Annotated in this window: 15 protein-coding genes; 2 read left to right on the forward strand and 13 right to left on the reverse strand. The window is 66.5% G+C overall.

Features of this window, described 5'->3' with window-relative positions; translation table 11 throughout:
- Positions 1-229: 229 nt before the first annotated feature.
- The gene (locus tag HZI36_RS20865) at positions 230-943 is read right to left on the reverse strand and encodes a phosphonate utilization associated transcriptional regulator (RefSeq protein WP_179404566.1); all 714 of its coding nucleotides are present in this window, start codon (positions 941-943) and stop codon (positions 230-232) included.
- An 85-nt stretch (positions 944-1028) separates the two neighbouring features.
- On the reverse strand, positions 1029-1811 hold the full coding sequence (locus HZI36_RS20870) for a DeoR/GlpR family DNA-binding transcription regulator (protein ID WP_179404567.1): 783 nt from the start codon (positions 1809-1811) through the stop codon (positions 1029-1031).
- Positions 1812-2136: 325 nt separating this feature from the next.
- On the opposite strand from HZI36_RS20870, the gene HZI36_RS20875 reads away from it, so the two are divergent.
- Positions 2137-4614: a GcvT family protein gene (locus HZI36_RS20875; protein ID WP_179404568.1), complete on the forward strand. Its 2478-nt coding sequence runs from the start codon at positions 2137-2139 to the stop codon at positions 4612-4614.
- Here HZI36_RS20875 and HZI36_RS20880 read toward each other — a convergent pair whose 3' ends face one another.
- The 11 genes from HZI36_RS20880 to HZI36_RS20930 all read right to left on the reverse strand — a co-directional run bounded on the left by HZI36_RS20880 (position 4615) and on the right by HZI36_RS20930 (position 16489).
- Positions 4615-6270, reverse strand: coding sequence for a Na/Pi symporter (locus HZI36_RS20880; RefSeq protein ID WP_179404569.1), 1656 nt, complete (start codon positions 6268-6270; stop codon positions 4615-4617).
- A gap of 49 nt (positions 6271-6319) precedes the next feature.
- Positions 6320-7120, reverse strand: coding sequence for an ABC transporter permease subunit (locus HZI36_RS20885; RefSeq protein ID WP_179404570.1), 801 nt, complete (start codon positions 7118-7120; stop codon positions 6320-6322).
- Positions 7104-7988 (reverse strand): 2-aminoethylphosphonate ABC transporter permease subunit, encoded by an 885-nt coding sequence (locus tag HZI36_RS20890; RefSeq protein WP_179404571.1) that lies wholly within the window; start codon positions 7986-7988, stop codon positions 7104-7106. The genes HZI36_RS20885 and HZI36_RS20890 overlap by 17 nt, the downstream gene beginning before the upstream one ends.
- A complete protein-coding gene (locus HZI36_RS20895; protein WP_179404572.1) occupies positions 7981-9135 on the reverse strand; it encodes an ABC transporter ATP-binding protein in 1155 nt (384 codons plus the stop codon). The genes HZI36_RS20890 and HZI36_RS20895 overlap by 8 nt, the downstream gene beginning before the upstream one ends.
- A complete protein-coding gene (locus HZI36_RS20900; RefSeq protein WP_179404573.1) occupies positions 9135-10166 on the reverse strand; it encodes a 2-aminoethylphosphonate ABC transporter substrate-binding protein in 1032 nt (343 codons plus the stop codon). Before HZI36_RS20900 ends, HZI36_RS20895 begins: the two co-directional genes overlap by 1 nt.
- Positions 10167-10253: 87 nt before the next feature.
- On the reverse strand, positions 10254-11702 hold the full coding sequence (gene phnY / locus HZI36_RS20905; protein ID WP_218884141.1) for a phosphonoacetaldehyde dehydrogenase: 1449 nt from the start codon (positions 11700-11702) through the stop codon (positions 10254-10256).
- Between the two features lie 81 nt (positions 11703-11783).
- Positions 11784-13055: a phosphonoacetate hydrolase gene (gene phnA, locus HZI36_RS20910; protein WP_179404575.1), complete on the reverse strand. Its 1272-nt coding sequence runs from the start codon at positions 13053-13055 to the stop codon at positions 11784-11786.
- Positions 13056-13066: 11 nt separating this feature from the next.
- A complete protein-coding gene (locus HZI36_RS20915; protein ID WP_179404576.1) occupies positions 13067-14224 on the reverse strand; it encodes a 2-aminoethylphosphonate--pyruvate transaminase in 1158 nt (385 codons plus the stop codon).
- 160 nt (positions 14225-14384) lie between these two features.
- Entirely contained in the window at positions 14385-15230 is an 846-nt protein-coding gene (locus tag HZI36_RS20920; RefSeq protein WP_179404577.1) for an EamA family transporter, read from the reverse strand.
- Positions 15231-15237: 7 nt separating this feature from the next.
- Positions 15238-16020 (reverse strand): DeoR/GlpR family DNA-binding transcription regulator, encoded by a 783-nt coding sequence (locus HZI36_RS20925; protein WP_179404578.1) that lies wholly within the window; start codon positions 16018-16020, stop codon positions 15238-15240.
- Between the two features lie 139 nt (positions 16021-16159).
- Positions 16160-16489: an H-NS family nucleoid-associated regulatory protein gene (locus HZI36_RS20930; RefSeq protein WP_179404579.1), complete on the reverse strand. Its 330-nt coding sequence runs from the start codon at positions 16487-16489 to the stop codon at positions 16160-16162.
- A 231-nt stretch (positions 16490-16720) separates the two neighbouring features.
- Between HZI36_RS20930 and HZI36_RS20935 the strand changes: the two genes are divergently transcribed.
- Positions 16721-17503: a 2-keto-4-pentenoate hydratase gene (locus tag HZI36_RS20935; RefSeq protein ID WP_179404580.1), complete on the forward strand. Its 783-nt coding sequence runs from the start codon at positions 16721-16723 to the stop codon at positions 17501-17503.
- Positions 17504-17566: the final 63 nt, after the last annotated feature.

Consider the following 17566-nt stretch of genomic DNA (forward strand, 5'->3'; position numbering starts at 1 on the left):
ACTTCATGCATCGTCATCGTGATCGTCCCAGTCGCGTTCATCGCCGGCGCTCCCTGAGGGGTGTCGGCGATCAACCTACAGGCCAAAACACGACATTTTTATTTAGCGGAAACGCGACATCTGAACTTGGGACCTACACACAAAACGTCCATAATTGGGATTATGTAAAATCAACCAGCCACGCGAAAACCAACGGAAAGCTCGCCGCGCCCAACGCGCGTCACGCACGCTACGCGCGCGCGACCTGCTCCGTTGCCGGCAACCCGTGCTCGTGCGCGCGACGCATCCGTGCGAGCCCATGCGTGACGTGCTCACGCACCAACTCGACCGCGCGCTCCGCGTCGCCGTTCGCGAGCGCCTGCACGATCTTCTCGTGCTCGCCGACGGAGATCGACAACGCATCCTTCTCGGACTCGATCGCGGCCTGACGCAGCAGCCCGAGCTGCCGCACGAGGCGCCGGTACGTGTCGGTCAGATGCGTGTTGCCGACGCCAACGACCATCGCGTCATGGAACTGCACGTTGAGCTCGGTATAGCGCGTGACGTCATGCGCCTTCGCGGCCGCCTTCATCGACTGGATGACGCCCTTGAGCACCTTCAGCGTATCCGGTGAGATCCGCTGAGCGAGCGCGCGCGCGACCGATTCGTCGAGCATCGCCCGGACTTCGTAGATCTCCTCGGCCTCGCGCAGCGGCACGACACGCACGGTCACGCCGCGATTCTTCTCATTGCGCAGCAGACCCGCCTGCTCGAGCGCCCGGAATGCCTCGCGCACCGGCCCGCGCGACACGTTCAGCTTCGTCGCGATCTCGACTTCGTTCAGCTTCTCGCCAGGCGTATATTCGCCGGACACGATCGCGCGTTCGAGCATGTCCTGCACGATCATCGCGAGCGACTGGCTTTGCAGGAGTTCGATGGCGTTCAGCGCGTTCGAGGCAGTCATAGTCGGACAGGCAGCAGCGCTGCGGTCAAATTGAAAGGCGCCAGATCGGCAGTTCAACGAGATATACGCTCGCCCAAACAGATTGTCAACAGTTTTCAGTCATCAAAAATCGAGGGAGACGCACGTCGAGACCCGCAGCCGCGAAAATCTGGCCAAGCGCCGGCGTGGGCGCCTGATCGGTGATCAGCAAATCGAACGCATCCGCTCCAAACGCATGGACCAGTGCACTGTGTCCGAACTTGGCATGATCCGCCGCCACGATCCGCTGCTCTGCCTGCGCAAACGCCGCGAGCGAATACGCGACATCCGCGGGTAAAGAATCCATGAAGCGCCCGTCGGCATCGATCGCGGTGACCGAGACGATCGCGAAGCGCACATGGAACTGGCGGATAAAGGCCAACGCGCTTTCGCCGACCGAGGCGGAGTCATCCGGACGCAGTTCACCGCCGGCCAGAAATACGCGGTTGTCGCTGCAAGGCGCCAGGATGCGCGCGATTTCAGCCGAATTGGTCACGACGGTCAGCCGCGAGTGCGACCTCAGCGCCTCGGCGATATGCACGCAGGTACTGCCGCCGTCGAGGATCAGCGAATCCCCCTCCTTCACGAGCTCGACGACACACGACGCGATCGCCTGTTTCGCGTCGCGGTTGTGCATCATGCGCCGCTGAAACGGCGCCTCGTCGAGACGGTCCGGCAGCATGATGCCGCCATGAACTTTGACGAGCAGTCCGTCGGCGATCAACGGCCTGATATTGCGACGAATCGTTTCATCGGAGACAGCGAACGTCTCGGCCAATTCGGAGATCGTGCAAGTCTGATTCGCTCGCACAATGCGCAAGATTTCAGCTTGCCGTTGTACAGAGAACATGAAGACGCACAAACATGGCTGAGATACGCGGAGTGTATCAAACGCGCACGCCGCATATGGCATCCATCCCCTCAAATTCCACACATTAAACGGCGCTATTTCGTTAGTTTATGTGGATTTGCATCTGCACCATGACCGGAGAACGCCGAATCCGGCGCCAGGCACCCTCACCTTCCCAGCCTTCTTTTTGCCATCGAGCACTACGGCGACGTGATCCACCGCGTCATCCCGGTCTCAGACGATCGATGTTGTATTATGTTGTTTTGTGTTGCAGACTGACTGAATAGCCTCGCACATCAACACGAATCCACACGGAGATTGTCATATGCCCCCCATTCCACAACATGCTCGAGTGGTGATCATCGGCGGCGGGATCGTCGGCTGCTCCGTGGCGTATCACCTGACCAAGATGGGCTGGTCTGACGTCGTCCTGCTCGAACAGGGGCAACTTTCGTGTGGCACGACGTGGCACGCGGCGGGCCTCGTCGGTCAACTGCGCGCCCAGGAAAGCATGACGAAGCTGATCCGGTATTCCACGTCCCTCTACGCGGAACTCGAGCGCGACACGGGGCTGGCCACCGGCTGGAAACCGTGCGGGTCGTTGTCGGTCGCGCGAACGGCGGAGCGCATGACCCAGCTCAAGCGCACCGCCGCGGTCGCGCGAGCGTATGGCGTCGCCTGCGACGTGATTGGTCCCCATGAAGCCGGCGAGCTGTGGCCGATCATGCGGACCGACGACTTGCTCGGTGCCGTCTGGCTGCCGGGAGACGGCAAAGCCAACCCGACCGATCTGACGCAGGCACTCGCGCGCGGCGCACGGATGCGTGGCGCGCGCATCGTGGAGAACAGCCGCGTGACGGCGATACAGACGCGGCAGACACCGGCCGGGCGCGAGGTAACCGGGCTGAACTGGCGTAACAAGGCCGGGGAAGAAGGCGCCATCCACGCGGAAATCGTCGTCAATTGCGCCGGCCAGTGGGCGAAAGCGGTCGGACGGATGGGCGGCGTGACGGTGCCGCTGCATTCCGCCGAGCACTATTACATCGTGACCGAACGCATCGCCGGCGTGCATCCCGATCTGCCGGTCATGCGCGATCCGGACGGCTATATCTACTTCAAGGAGGAAGTCGGCGGGTTGGTCATGGGCGGCTTCGAACCCAACGCCAAGCCGTGGGGCATGAACGGCATTCCCGAGAATTTCGAGTTCCAGCTGTTGCCCGACGACTGGGATCAATTCGAAATCCTGATGGAAAATGCGCTGCAGCGCGTGCCCGCGCTCGAGACCGCGCAAGTGCGGCAGTTCTACAATGGTCCGGAATCGTTCACCCCGGACAACAATTTCATTCTCGGTGAGGCGCCGGAGCTGCGGCGCTTCTTCGTCGGTGCAGGCTTCAATTCGATGGGCATCGCGTCGGCCGGGGGCGCCGGCATGGCGCTCGCCGAATGGATCGTCAACGGCGAACCGACGATGGACCTGTGGCCGGTCGACATTCGCCGCTTCGCGCGATTCAACGGCAACGACACCTGGCTGCACGATCGCGTGAAGGAGACGCTCGGCCTGCACTACGCGATGCCCTGGCCCAATCGGGAGCTCGATACCGCCCGCCCGTTCCGCCGCTCGCCGCTGTATGCGCTGCTGCGCGACGACGGTGCGTCATTCGGCAGCAAGATGGGTTGGGAACGCGCGAATTTCTTCGCGCCGAGCGGCTCCGCGGCGCGCATCGACTATGCGTTCGGCCAGCAGAACTGGCTGCCATGGAGCGGCGACGAGCATCGTGCGTGCCGCGAACGCGTGGCGCTGTTCGACATGACGTCGTTCTCCAAATTTCTCGTCAAGGGACGCGATGCCGAACACGTGTTGCAGCGTATCGTCGCCAACGACGTCGCGGTCGAACCCGGCACGACCGTCTATACCGGCATGCTCAACGAGCGCGGCACCTACGAATCCGACTTCACGGTGACGCGAATCGCCGCGCACGAATATCTGATCGTGACCGGCTCCGCCCAAACCGTTCGGGATTTCGACACGATCGAAAAACAGATTCCGACCGACAGGCACTGCACGCTGGTCGACGTCACGGGTCAGTACGCGGTACTCGCCGTGATGGGCCCGCGTGCACGCGACTTGCTGCAAAGCGTGTCGAAAGCCGACTGGAGTCACACCGCCTTTCCATTCGGCCAAAGCCGCGAGGTCGACATCGGTTACGCGACCGTGCGTGCAACACGCATGACCTACGTCGGCGAGCTTGGATGGGAACTCTACGTGCCGGTCGAGTTCGCCGTCGGCGTGTACGAAACATTGCATGGCGCGGGCGCCCGGTTCAGTCTCGTCAACGCGGGCTATTACGCGATCGAGTCGCTGCGCATCGAAAAGGGCTATCGCGCATGGGGCCGGGAGCTCACCCCGGACTGCAACCCGTTCGAAGCCGGCCTCGCGTTCGCGTGCAAACTCGACCAGGACATTCCGTTCCGCGGCCGTGACGCATTGCTGAAGCTGCGTGACACGCCCATCACGCGACGCATGGTGATCCTCACCGCGGAAGGCGCGCCCCACGCGATGCTGTGGGGCGGCGAAGCGATCCTGCGCGATGGGAAGCCCGTGGGCTTCGTCACGTCGGCGGCATACGGGCACACGCTGGGCTGTCCGGTGGCCATGGGCTACGTGGCCTGCCCCGACGGCGCCGCGGACGCGGCGTACCTGCGCGCCGGTCGTTACGAAATCGATCTGGCGGGCGAGTTGCTGCCCGCTACCGTTCACCTGAAAGCGCCGTACGACCCGCTGTCCGAACGTGTCAGGAACTGATCACCTGCCCCGGCTCGCGACCGGCTCGCCCTCCTCGCTGCCCGTGCCGTATTCGAGCAGCGGATAAGCGAGCGCACAGATATGCGACTGGATCCGCACGAGGTCGCGCAGCACATCGAGATGCAGCGAGCTCGACGCGATGCTGTCGGGCTTGCCCTCACGCAGCCGTTCGAGGTGGCGGTCGCGCGCGCGGCGCTCCATGCTCCGCAACGCCTGTTTGTCCGCAATCAACTGCGACGCGGTTTGCCGGCGGCCCGACAACAGCAGCGTCTGGGCCCGGTGGTAGCTGTCCATCACCGACTGGTGCATCGCGCGCAGTTCCTCGACCCCCTCGTCCGAAAAACTCACCTGCGCCTTGATCTTCCGCTGCGCGAGATCCATGAGATTCTTGTCGACGATGTCGCCGATATGTTCGAGGTTGATCACCCAGGTCATGGTCACCGATGCCCAGTGCCGCTCGCCCTCCGAAAGCGGCTCGCGGGTCACCTGGGTCACGTAACGCTTGATCTCGTCGTGCAGCGTGTCCACGGCATCGTCGCGACCGGCGATATCGCTCGCCGCGCGGCGGTCGTTCGCGAGCAGCACCGGCACGCTGGTGCGCAGCATCATCTCGACGATCTCGCCCATCCGGATCACCTCGCGCGTCGCACACGCGAGCGCTTGCGACGGCTCATGCAGCACGGCTTCGTCGAGATAGCGCGGCGCGTTGGCGTCGTCCGCCACGGCGGGCGCGGGCAACAGGCGTTCGAGCAGGCGCGCGACCGGCTCCAGCACGCCGATGAAAAGCATCGCGATCGCCACGTTCAGCCCCGTATGGAAGTCGGCGATCGCGCGCCCCGGGTCATCGTAGAAGCCGCTGAGCAGCCGCGCGAGCGGCCCGCACAGCGCCAGCAGCGCAACGCACACGCCTCCGCGCATCAGCAGGTTGCCGGCCGGCAGGCGCCGGCGGCTGCGATCGTCGCCCCGGGCCGCCTCGAAGTACGGATTGAGCGCGCTGCCGACGTTTGCGCCGAGCACCATCGCGACCGCCGTATCCATCGGCACGGTATGCAGGTTCGCGAGCGACATCACGAACAGCACGACCGGAATGCTCGAATGGGCCGCCCATGTCAGCACGCACGCGAGCGCCGCGTTGAGCACGGGCTCGCCGGACAGCGCGCCGAGCACCGTGCGCAGCGCGGGCGCCGTTTCCGCCGGCTGCACGGTCGCGACGAGCAGCGTGAGCGCGAGCAGCATCAGGCCGAGCCCGATCGATGCGCGACCGACATCGCGGTTGCGCGATCCCTTGCCCTTCTCGAACAGCACCAGGCCGGTCAGCAGGCAGACCGGCGAGATCCAGCTCAGGTCGAGCGAGAACGCCTGCACGATCAGCGTCGAGCCGACATTCGCGCCCAGCATCAACGCGAGCCCCGTGACGGGCCGCATCAGCCCGCGCGCGGCGAACGACGACGTGATCATGCCGGTTGCCGTGCTGCTTTGCAGCGCGCCGGTGATCGCGAGCCCGGCGCAGAACGCGTTGAAGCGACTGCCGAGACTCCTGGCCATGAAGCGCCGCAGCGACGCGCCGAACGCGCGCATCAGCCCCGACTCGACCATATGCAGGCCCCAGGTGAGCAGCGCGACGCCGCCTGCGAGATGAAGCGCAATCAGAACCACCGGTCCCTCCGTTCAGATCCCGTCGCCGGCGCGCGCCCGCGCGCGGCGCTCAACCTCGTACCATCGCGCGGGTGGAAATGCGCGAGAGCCCCATCAGCACCACGAGCGTGCCGGCGCCGAGCACCATCGTGAGCGTCGCCGCGTCGAAGATCGCGCCGCGGTCCGACAGCGCGAAGATGCCGACCGGCAGCGTGACCCAGCCCGGCGGGTAGATCATCAGCGTGGCGCCGAGCTCGCCCATCGACATCGCGAAGCTCAGGCTGAACGACGCGATCAGGTAGGGTGCGACGAGCGGCAGCGTCACCCGGGTCAGTTCGTAGAACGGCCGCGCGCCGAGGCTCTCGGCCACCTCGCCGTATTCGGGCGCGACGCGCGCGAGCCCCGCGGCCACGTTGCCGTAGGTGAACGCCGAGATGAGCAGGAAGTGAGCGACGAACACGATCGTCGCGGTGCCGTTGAGCAGCAGCGGCGGCTGGCTGAACGCCACGAGCAGCCCGAGCCCGATCGACACCGACGGCACCGCGCTCGGCACGAAGAAGATCACGTCCAGCACGCGGCGCCGCAGCCCCCTCATCCGTCGCAGCGCGAGCGCCGCCCACGTGCCGCTCACGAGCGCCGCGGCGCTCGCGGCCACGCCCGTCATCACGCTCACGCGCATCTGGCTCGCCGAATCGGCGTGCAGCACGCGCGCATAGTGCTCGAGCGTCAGGTGGCTCGGCAGAATGCCGTTCCACTGCCCGCTGATGCTCGCGAGCGCGATCATCGCGATCGGCAGCCCATAGACCACGCAGAACAGCACGGCCGTGCCGCCCCACGTCAGCATGCGTCCCCATCTAGCCCAGACCAGCACGGCGACCTCCGCAAAATGACACGACCATCCGGTAGCAGGCGTAGAGCCCGAGGGACAGCGCGATGTTGACGACGGCGATCACGCAGGCCGTGGTGTAGTCGAACTCCTGGATCGCCTTGTCGTAGATCAGCAGCGGCAGCGTGATCACGTCCTTCGCGCCGATGAACAGCACGATGCCGAACTCGTTGACGGTCAGCAGCAGGCACAGGCTGCCGCCCGCCAGCAGCGCGGGCAGCGCGGCCGGCAGGATGATCTGCCGGATGATGCGCAGCGGCCGCGCGCCGAGGCTGCTCGCCACCTCGATCTGCGCGCCGTCGATCTGCGAGAAGCTCGCGAGCAGCGGTCGCATGATGAACGGCGTGTAGACCGTGATCTCCGACAGCACGACGCCCCATTGCGAGTACAGGAAGTCGAGCGGCGGCAGCGTCAGGTGGAACGCCTGCATCAGCGACTGGTTGAGCAGCCCCGCCGAGCCGTAGACGAACGTGAACGCGAGCGCGACGAGAAACGTGGGCAGCGCGATGAAGGTATCGATGAGCCGGCCGACGAAGCGCGCGCCCGGAAACGGCACGAACGCGATCACGAGCGAGAACACGAAGCCGAGCACGAGGCAGCCCGCCGACGCCGACACCGCGATCGCGATCGTGTGGTAGAGGCCGCTCAGGAACTGCCGCGAGCGCAATACCTGCTCGAAGTTCGCGACGGACAGCACGTGCTGGTCCCCGCCGAGCGCCTGCAGCGCGATCAGCCCGAACGGATAGAAAAACAGCACCGCGAGCACGGCGAGCGGGGGCGCGATCCACCAGTCCCGCAGCCCGGCGGCCGGCGCGCCCGCGCGCGCCGGCGGTGCGATGACGATATCAGCCATGGCCGTCGGCCTCCGGTACGAGCGTGACGTCCGCCGGGTCGAAATGCACGGCGAGCGCCGTCCCGGGCTCGGGCGTATCGGTGAGCGGCGCGCAGGTGAGGCGCAGCGTTTCGCCGTCGACGTCGAGCACGATGTTGTGCAGTTCGCCGAGCCACTGCACGCTGCGCACGATGCCCGTCATCCGGTTCGCCTGCGGCGCGCGCGGCGCGAAATGCAGATCGTGCGGCCGCACGCACACGTAGCACGCGGCGCCCGCCGCAAGCCCGTGATGATTGCGGCCTTCGAGCCACTGGTCGCGAAAGCGCACGCGCGCGCGGCCGTCGGCGAGCGGCTCGAGCTGCTCGACCGGCAGCACGTTCGCGCGGCCGAGGAACTCGGCGGCGAAGCGGTTCGGTGGATGGCGATAGAGCCCCTGCGCGTCGCCGTAAGCGATCAGGCGGCCGTCGCGCATGATGCCGATGTGATCCGCCAGCGTGAGTGCCTCGGTCTGGTCGTGCGTCACGTACAGCACCGTGAGCGACGGCAGGTTGCGGTGCAGCTTCGCGAGCTCGTCGAGCATCGAGCGGCGGATCTGCGCGTCGAGCGCCGAAAGCGGCTCGTCGAGCAGCAGCACCTGCGGGCGGATCGCGAGCGCGCGGGCGATCGCCACCCGCTGCTGCTGGCCGCCCGACAGCTCGCGCGGGTAGCGCTTCGCGTACTTCGCCATGCCGACGAGGCCGAGGCATTCGGGCACGCGCTCATGGATCAGGTCCGCCGCGGCGCCGCGCGCGCGCAGCCCGAACGCGACGTTGTCCTCGACCCGCATGTGCGGAAAGAGCGCGTAGTTCTGCACCACCATGCCGATGTTGCGCGCATACGGCGGCAGCCGCGTCACGTCGCGGTCGCCGATGATGATGCGCCCGGCGCTCGGCTGCACGAAGCCGGCGACGGCGCGCAGCGCGGTCGTCTTGCCGGAGCCCGACGGACCGATCAGCGCGACGATCTCGCCCGGCTTCACGGTGAGCGTCAGCGACTCCAGTATGGTCTGGCTGCCGTAGGCCACCGACACGCCCTCGAAGCCGATGCCGCTCGCGCCTGACGCGACGACGGCCGGCTCTGCGGAGGCGCGCTGGCGCGGCCTCCTCTCCATGGTCATCGTATTTGCCATCAGTCGCTCGAAATCGCCTGGTTGTAAGCGGCCACGTCCGGTTGCAGGTCGTGCAGGACCTGGCTCCAGTCGGGTTGCCAGATGTCGACGCCTTGCAGCATCGTGTTCAGCGTGCGGAAGTTGTTGTCGGCCGGATGCACGTCGGTGCGCACCGGGAAGCCGTACGCGACCTTGCTGACGCTCTCCTGCGCGCTCGCGCTCAACAGGAAGTCGATCAGCTTCTTGCCGTTCGCGGTGTGCGGCGCGCCCGCGACGAGGCCGACGTAGTACGGCAGCGCGAACGTGGTGCGCCTGCCGTCGGGGCCGGTCGGGAAGAACACCGCGATGTTCGGGTTGTCGTGCATCTGCGTGAGGTTCATCTGCATGTCGCCGTTCGCGACGTACAGCTCGCCCTTGTTGACGAGCGCCGTCAGCTTGCCGGTCGACGCGGACGGCCCGAGGTTGTTGGCCTGCAGCTTGTGCAGATACGCGAAGCCGGCCGGCTTGCCGCCGAACGCATGGAAAGTCTGCAGCATGAGCGCGGTGCCGTCGCCGGCCTGGCCCGGTGTCGAGTACTGGATCTTCTGCTTGAACTGCGGCGCGAGCAGATCCGCATAGGCCTTCGGCGGCGTCTTCAGCACCGCCGTGTTGTAGATGAAGTTCGGGTAGTTGCCGACCATCGCGACGAACATGCCCTTCGGGTCCTTGTCGCGCGCGTCGATCTTGTCGGCGCCGGCCGGCGTGTACGACTGCAGCAGGCCGTCTGCGGCGGCTTTCTGCATGAAGGGCGGCAACGTCACCAGCACGTCCGCCTGGGTATTCGACTTCTCCTTGCTCAGACGGTCCACCACGCCGCTCGAACCGGCCTCGATGTACTGGACCTTGATGCCCGTCGCCTTCGTGAAGGCGTCGAATTCGTCGCCGAACCAGCTCGGCGAGCCGTCGTGGAGACCGTCCGCGCTATAGATGGTCACGACATCGGACTGCGCATACGCGGAAGCCGCGGCAACGGCGAATGCACAGGCCGCCGCGGTCATCAGTAGAGTCTTCATATCCACCCTTCCTTTCGTTGAGTTCGGATCCGCGCGGCGCCGGGAACCCCGTCCCGGACGGCGCGCATTCGCAGGCTTACGCCCACGTCACTCCCACGGCATCGACCAGGTTCTTACGTTCGTAAAGCTCTTCATCGCCTCGGACATCCCCTCCTTGTAACCATTGCCCGAATCCTTGATGCCGCCGAACGGCGACATTTCCGTCCGATACCCCGGCACCTCCCACACGTTCACGGTGCCGACTTCCAGCTCCCTGACGAAGCGCGTCGTGTAGTCGAGCCGGTTCGTGCAAATGCCCGACGACAGCCCGAACGCGGTCGAGTTCGAAATGCGGATCACCTCGTCGATCGCGTTCGGCACGCGGATGATCGGGATCACCGGGCCGAAGGTCTCCTCGCGCACGAGCTCACAGTCGTACGGCACATGATCGACGACGGTCGGGTGGAACAGCGCGCCGTCGCGCGGCGCGCCATGCAGCACGCGCGCGCCTTGCGCGACGGCGTCGGCGACGCGGCGCTCGAACAGTTGCGCCGACGCCTCGTTGATCACGGTGCCGACGTCGACCGTCGGGTCCATCGGGTCGCCGCACTTGAGCTTCTTCGCATGCACGAGCACGCGCTCGACGAACGCATCGGCGATGCTCTCGACCACGAGGATGCGCTTGACCGCCGTGCAGCGCTGCCCTGAGTTCTTGGTCGCGCCCGTCACGGCGAGCTGCGCGGCGCGGTCGAGATCGGCGTCCTCCATCACGATCAGCGGGTCGTTGCCGCCCAGCTCGAGCACCGTGCGGCGGTAGCCGGCGTGCTGCGCGATGTATTTGCCGACCCGCACCGAGCCCGTGAAGGTGACCAGGTCGCAATGCGGATCCGTGATCATCGCGTCGCCCATCGTGCGCGGATTGCCGGTGACGACGCTCAGCATCTCCGGCGGCAGGCCGGCTTCGTACAGCACGTCGGCGAGCGCGAGCGCCGTGAGCGGCGTGAGCTCGGTCGGCTTGAGCACGACGCGGTTGTTGGTCGCGATCGCGGGCGCGAGCTTGTGGCTCACCATGTTCAGCGGATGATTGAACGGCGTGATCGCCGAGATCACGCCGAGCAGCGGCAGCCGCGTCGTGAAGATCTTGCGGTTCTTGCCGTTCGGGCTGATGTCGCACGCGTAGATTTCGCCGTCGTCCTTGATCGTGAGCTGCGCCGCGAACGACCACACGTCGTACGCGCGGCTCGCCTCGTAGAGCGAATCCCTCCAGCACAGCCCCGATTCCGCGGTGATCAGGCGCGCGAAATCCTCCTTGCGATCGCGCAGCGCCTCGGCCGTGGTCTGCAGAATGCGCTGACGCTCGAAACGCGTGAGCCGCGGCTTCGCCGCATGCGCGGTCGCGAATGCCTGTTGCACGTGCTCGGGGCGACCGGCCGGCACGGTGCCGACCACCTCGTTCGTATACGGATTGAAAACCTCGATCACTTCGTCGGTGGCGACGTGCCGGCCGGCGATGCGCATCGATTCCTGCCTGACTGCGGGTTTGGTCATGACGTTCATCGAATACCTCGTTCAACGATCGGGTAAATCACGCGCGCCGTCGCGTGCGCCACGCGTGGGCATGCGGGCATGCTGGATGCGTTATGCGTCGGCGGTCTGCAGCGTGTGATTGAGCGCGACGTCGAAGATGTCGAAGTTGCGCAGCGCGCGGCCCGCCGGCCAGTCGGTCTTGCGGTTGACGATGAGCGGCACGTCCTCTTCCGAGAGCCCGCCGTGCGAACGCAGCGGCTCGGTGAGACCCGACAGGTCGTGACGCGCGGCGCTCGTGCCGAACACCTTGCCGCGCGCGCCGATCACGACGAGGTCGCCGATCCGGTCGGGCGGCAGCTCGAAGCGCTCGCAGGCCTCGTCGCTCGTGAGCGCGAGCTCGACGCCGTCGGTGGCGCGCAGCCGCTCGAGCAGCGATGCCGCGTCGGCCGCGCCGACGCCGTCGGGCAGATAAACCGTCGCGAACGAGCCGAGCGCGCCGTGATGCGCGACGTACGGATCGGTGATCGGCAGGATCACGCGCGCACGGGCATTGCCGGTCCACTCGTCGAAGCGATCCTGCAGATAGAGCACGTCGGGCGCACCGTCCGAACGGTGCTTGTCGTTCATCCCGTGATCGGCGGTGATCGCCAGCACGCAGCCGGCCGCGTCGAGCGCGCCGACGTAGCGGTCGAACATCGCATAGAAGTCGTTGGCCTTCGGCGAGCCGGGCGCCGCCTTGTGCTGCACGTAGTCGGTCGTCGACAGGTACATCAGGTCGGGCCCGAACGTGTCGAGCAGCTTCACGCCCGCCGCGAACACGAACTCGGAGAGCTCCGCCGAGTACACGTCGGGCAGCGGCTTGCCGACGTACGCGAGCACGTCGCCGAGGCCGTTGCCCGCGCGCGTCGCCTGGTCGGCCTTCTCGGCCGAGAACGCGATCGCGCGGCCGCTCGCAAAATCGAGCCCGTTGCCGAGCAGCGTGCGCAGCTTGTCCTTCGCGGTGACGACGGCGACCTTCGCGCCGATGTCATGGAACGCCTGAAAGATCGTCGGCGCGCGCAGGAAGCGCGCGTCGTTCATCATCACCTCTTCGCCGCTCGCGCGGTCGTAGAAATAGTTGCCCGCGATGCCGTGCACCTTCGGCGGACGGCCGGTGACGATCGACAGGTTGTTGGGGTTCGTGAAGCTCGGAATCACGCACTGGGCGATGCGGTTCGTGCCCGTGCGCAGCAGCTTCGCGAGATGCGGCGCCCGCCCCGCCGCGACGGCTTCCTCGATATAGGCGGGCGCGGAACCGTCGAGGCAGATCACCACGACGGGCTGGCCCGGCAAGCGGTATTCGCGACCGTTCACGGTCACCACGGCGTCTTGCAGCGTACTCATCGCTCTCCCCTTTACGCGGTTTTCGCGACGTCGCCGGTGATGCCCATTTCCTCGAGCACCTCGCCGATCGCGGCCAGCGCCGCGCGCATCTCGCGCTCGCCGATGCGGCCGATGCAGCCGATGCGGAACGAATCCGCGACCGTGAGCTTGCCCGGATAGATCACGTAGCCGCGCGCTTTCAGGTTGTCGTAGAAGCGCTGAAACACGAAGCGCGGATCGTCCGGCATATGGAACGTGACGATGATCGGCGCCTGCAGCGCGTCGGGCAGCAGCGGCTGGAAGCCGAGCGCGCGCATGCCGTCGAGCAGGATCCGGCAATTGTTGCGATAGCGCGCACCGCGCCCGGCGACGCCGCCTTCCGCGTCGAACTCGTCGAGCGCCTGGTGGAACGCGACGATCACGTGCGTGGGCGGCGTAAAGCGGTACTGGCTGGTCTTTTCGATATTGCTCGACTGATCGTGCAGGTCGAGCACGAGGGTCGTCGCGTTGCCCTGGGTGCGCGCGAGCGCGTCGCGCCGGCAGATCACGAAGCCGAGCCCCGGCACGCCCTCGATGCACTTGTTCGACGACGCGGCGACGGCGTCGATATGCATCGCCCGCACGTCGACCGGCAACGCGCCGAACGCGCTCATCGAATCGACGAGGTAGCCCTTGCCGTACCGCGCCGCGAGCGCGCCGATCCGCGCGATCGGGTTGAGGATGCCCGCCGTGGTCTCGCAGTGGACCGTGAACACGTGGGTGATCGACGGCCGGGACGCGAGCAGCGCCTCGACCTGGGCGAGATCGGGCGGCGTGTCCTCGGGCGTTTCGTGCACGACGGTCTTGCGCCCGGCGATCTCGAGAATCCGCTTCGCGCGCTTGCCGTACGCGCCGTTGATCAGCACGAGCACCTCGCCGTCGGCCGGCACGAACGTGGTGAGCATCGCCTCGACGGCAAACGTGCCCGAGCCCTGCATCGGCACGGTCACCCATTCGTCCCCGCCGTTCGCAATCGCGGCGAGGCGCTTGAGCACCGAGCGGTTGATCTCGATGAAGTTCGCGTCGCGCGAACCCCAATCGTGAACCATCGCGGCCTTGACGGTGCGGGACGTGGTGAGCGGGCCAGGGGTCAGCAGCAACGGATCGCCGGTTTCAGACACAGCCGGCGATGAATATGGGGAACGGCTCATCGACTCTCTCCTTGCGGTGGATTCTGGTCATGCGCGAGTGCTTGAAACCCACTCTAGAGCACGCAACAAAAACAGTCAATATGCCAAAAATTGCAACATAGACATTTGCAAACGGAGGCGCGTGATGGGTCGGACGCGGGAGGGTTCGAAGAACAGCGGGTCAAAAGAGCCGCAGCAGCGCCAGCCCGGCAACCGTCAGCGTGGCAGCGACCGCCCGCACGCGGCTGAACGGCTCTTTCAAGATGAATACGGCGATGAAACCGGCGAACACCACGCTCGTCTCGCGCACCGCCGCGACGAGCGCGATGGGCGCGACCGTCATCGCCCAGATGACGGTCCAGTACGCGACGAGCGCCATCGCCCCGCCCGCGAAGCCGGGCAGCAGGAAGCGCCGCATCGGCGCCATGCCGGCCAGCCCGTAGCGGCACACGCACAACGCCGGCATCGGGAGCGCGTCGACGACGAACAGCATCGCGGCATACGCATTGGCGTCTCCGGCCGTGCGCGCGCCCATCCCGTCCACGACCGTGTAACTGGCGATCATCGTTGCGGTGAGCAGCGCGAAGCCGAGCGCGGCGCGGTTCTGCCCGGCCGGATGACGATGACCGCGCAGCGACAGCAGCGCGACGCCGACGCCGAGCAGCGCGATGCCCGCGACGCTGCCGGCGCTCAACGTCTCGCGCAGCGCCGTGAGCGACACGAGCGCGGCGATCAAGGGCGCCAGGCCGCGCGCGATCGGGTAGATCTGCCCCATGTCGGCGCGCCGGTACGCTTCGCTGAGGCTGACGTAGTAGCCGAGATGGAGGGTCACCGAAGCGGCCACCCACGGCCACGCGGCGCGCGGCGGCAGGCCCGTCACGCACAGCGCGGGCACGGCGATCACGCCGCAGGCGATGCACAGCAGCGTCATCGCGAGAAACGGATCGAGCCGCACCTTGATCATCGCATTCCAGCCGGCATGCAGCACGGCGGCGCAGAGCACCGCGAGAAAGACGGGAAGCGTCATCGGCGTTTCAGCTCCGGTGATCGGCGACGATGATCTCCCAGCGTTGCTCGTCGAACGCGCGGGCGATGCGCGCGGGCGGCAACGCATCGACGATCAGCCCCGCGATCTGCGGAACCGGCGCGATCCGCACGGGGGTGCCGCGCTCGAACTTGCTGTGATCGGCGAGCACATAGACCTTCTTGCCCGATTTCATCATCAGATGCCGCTGCTCGGCCGCGAGCCGCGTGTAGTCGGTGAGTTCGCCTTCGGGCGAAATCCCGCCGACGCCGAGAAACACGAGATCGACGCGGAAATGGCTGAGCGCCGCCATCGTTTCGACGCCGAACGCGGCCTCGTCGTTCGGATCGATGTCTCCGCCGAGCGCGATGACCTTCACGCGCGGCGTGCGGCACAGCAGCAGCGCGATCGGCAGGCTGTTGGTGATGACCGTGAGGTCGCTGTGGCTGCCCAGCGCGGCCGCGAGGCTGAGCGTGGTCGAGCCCGAGTCGATCAGCACGACCATGCCGTTGTCGACGAGGCGCGCGGCGGCGGCGCCGATCGCCGCCTTGCCCGCGGCGTTCGCGGCCTCGCGCGCGGCGAGCGACGGTTCGTCGACGGACCGCTTCGCGGCGCCGCCGTGCACGAGATTCGCGTGGCCCTGGCCGGCGAGCAGCTTCAGATCGCGGCGGATCGTTTCGCGCGACACGCCGAGCGTCGCGGACAGATCCGCCACGCTCACCGAACCGGCCGCGTCGAGGCTTTGCAGGATGTAGTCGACCCGGTCAATGGCGAGCCGGCGAGTCACGGTCATGGAAGATTGCGCAGGTGATCAGAGCTCGAGTGGAGTCGGGTGGCACGCCACATTCAACGCCACGATAGATCACAAAATAACACAAAACGCCACGATAAACCGCATGTGGTGTCGGATACCGCCAGTATCCGAAGGACGCTTACCGACTGTCCCCCGGCCACCACGGTTCGGCGGCCGGCCGGATCAGATAGTCGTCCAGGTTCTTGCCCTCCAGCCATTTCGGGCAGGCGCCGCGGCCCGTCCACGATCGGCCGGACGACGGATCGTAGTATTTGGCCGGCAGTTTCTTCGGCTTGTCCTTCACGAAGCCGGCCGCGCGCAGCAGTTCCGTTTCCGTGATCCCGTATTCCCTGACCTGCTCGCGAATCGCGGCCAGCGCGGCCGCCTTTTCTCTCACCCGGGCTTCCTCGAGGAGCAGGTTGACGTGGCCGAGTTCCTTCTGGAGTGCGTGGATTTTGCTGGTTGTCACGTGAGGTGTGCCTTCATCGATAGCGCCAACGCATTTGCCGGACAAACCTCTTCGTTGTCCGGCAAATACGGAAAATAAGCCGCGATTGTAGCAGCCGATAGTGCGACGGCCACCTGCCGATCGCCTATCCGCGCGGCGACGGCGGGATCGTGTTGCGACGAGGCGCTATCATCGTTCCCATAGCCCTCTCATTGCCCGCTTCCCGCACGCCCACACTCCGCGAAAAACGACATGACGAATACACCCGAACACGTGGACAGCGCCGCACGACACCTCGTCGCGGCCCGTCGCGCCGGCGTCGCCGGCCCGCTGCTGCCGGACGACTGCCGGCCCGACGACATCGAAACCGCACTGGCGATTCAGCGTCGCGTCGCCGAATTGCTCGACGAGCCGATCGGCGGATGGAAATGCTCGGTGCCGCCGCCGGAACGCGTCGTCGTCGCGCCGATCTTCGCATCGACGATCCGTGCGTCGGGTGCGCCGTTCCCGGTCGTTGCCGATGCAACGAATGCGGCGAACGCGGCGATCGTCCGGATCGAGCCGGAAATCGCGTTCGTGCTCGATCGCGATCTGCCGCCGCGCGACCCGCCATACGGCGAAGACGACGTGCGCGGCGCGATCCGCGAGGTCCGCCTCGTGCTCGAAGTGCTCGGCTGCCGCTACGCGGATCCGTCGCGCGCGACGGTGCCGGAATTGCTCGCGGACGGACAGTTCAACCAGGGATTGTGCGTCGGGCCGGTCGTGCGCGACGGCCTGAGCGCGACGCTCGACACCATCGCGCTCGCGTTCGAAGGCGGCGTGAACCGCTCGATCGACGGCCATCATCCGGACGGCCATCCGCTCAAGCCGCTGCTGTGGCTCGTCAATTTCCTCGCTTCGCGCGGCGAATCCGTTCGGGCGGGCCAGATCGTGACGACCGGATCGTATGCCGGCGCGATCGACGTGCCGCTTCGCCAGCGTCTGACCGTGCGCTTCGGCGAACTCGGCAGCCTCGCGGTGGAGCTGGTTACCTGAGCCCCCACGCTCAAATTTGATACAAATCAACGGCCGCGCCGGCATATATTACATAAACATTAC

The sequence above is a fragment of the Burkholderia guangdongensis genome (assembly GCF_013403875.1).
Taxonomy (GTDB): Bacteria; Pseudomonadota; Gammaproteobacteria; order Burkholderiales; family Burkholderiaceae; genus Burkholderia; species Burkholderia guangdongensis.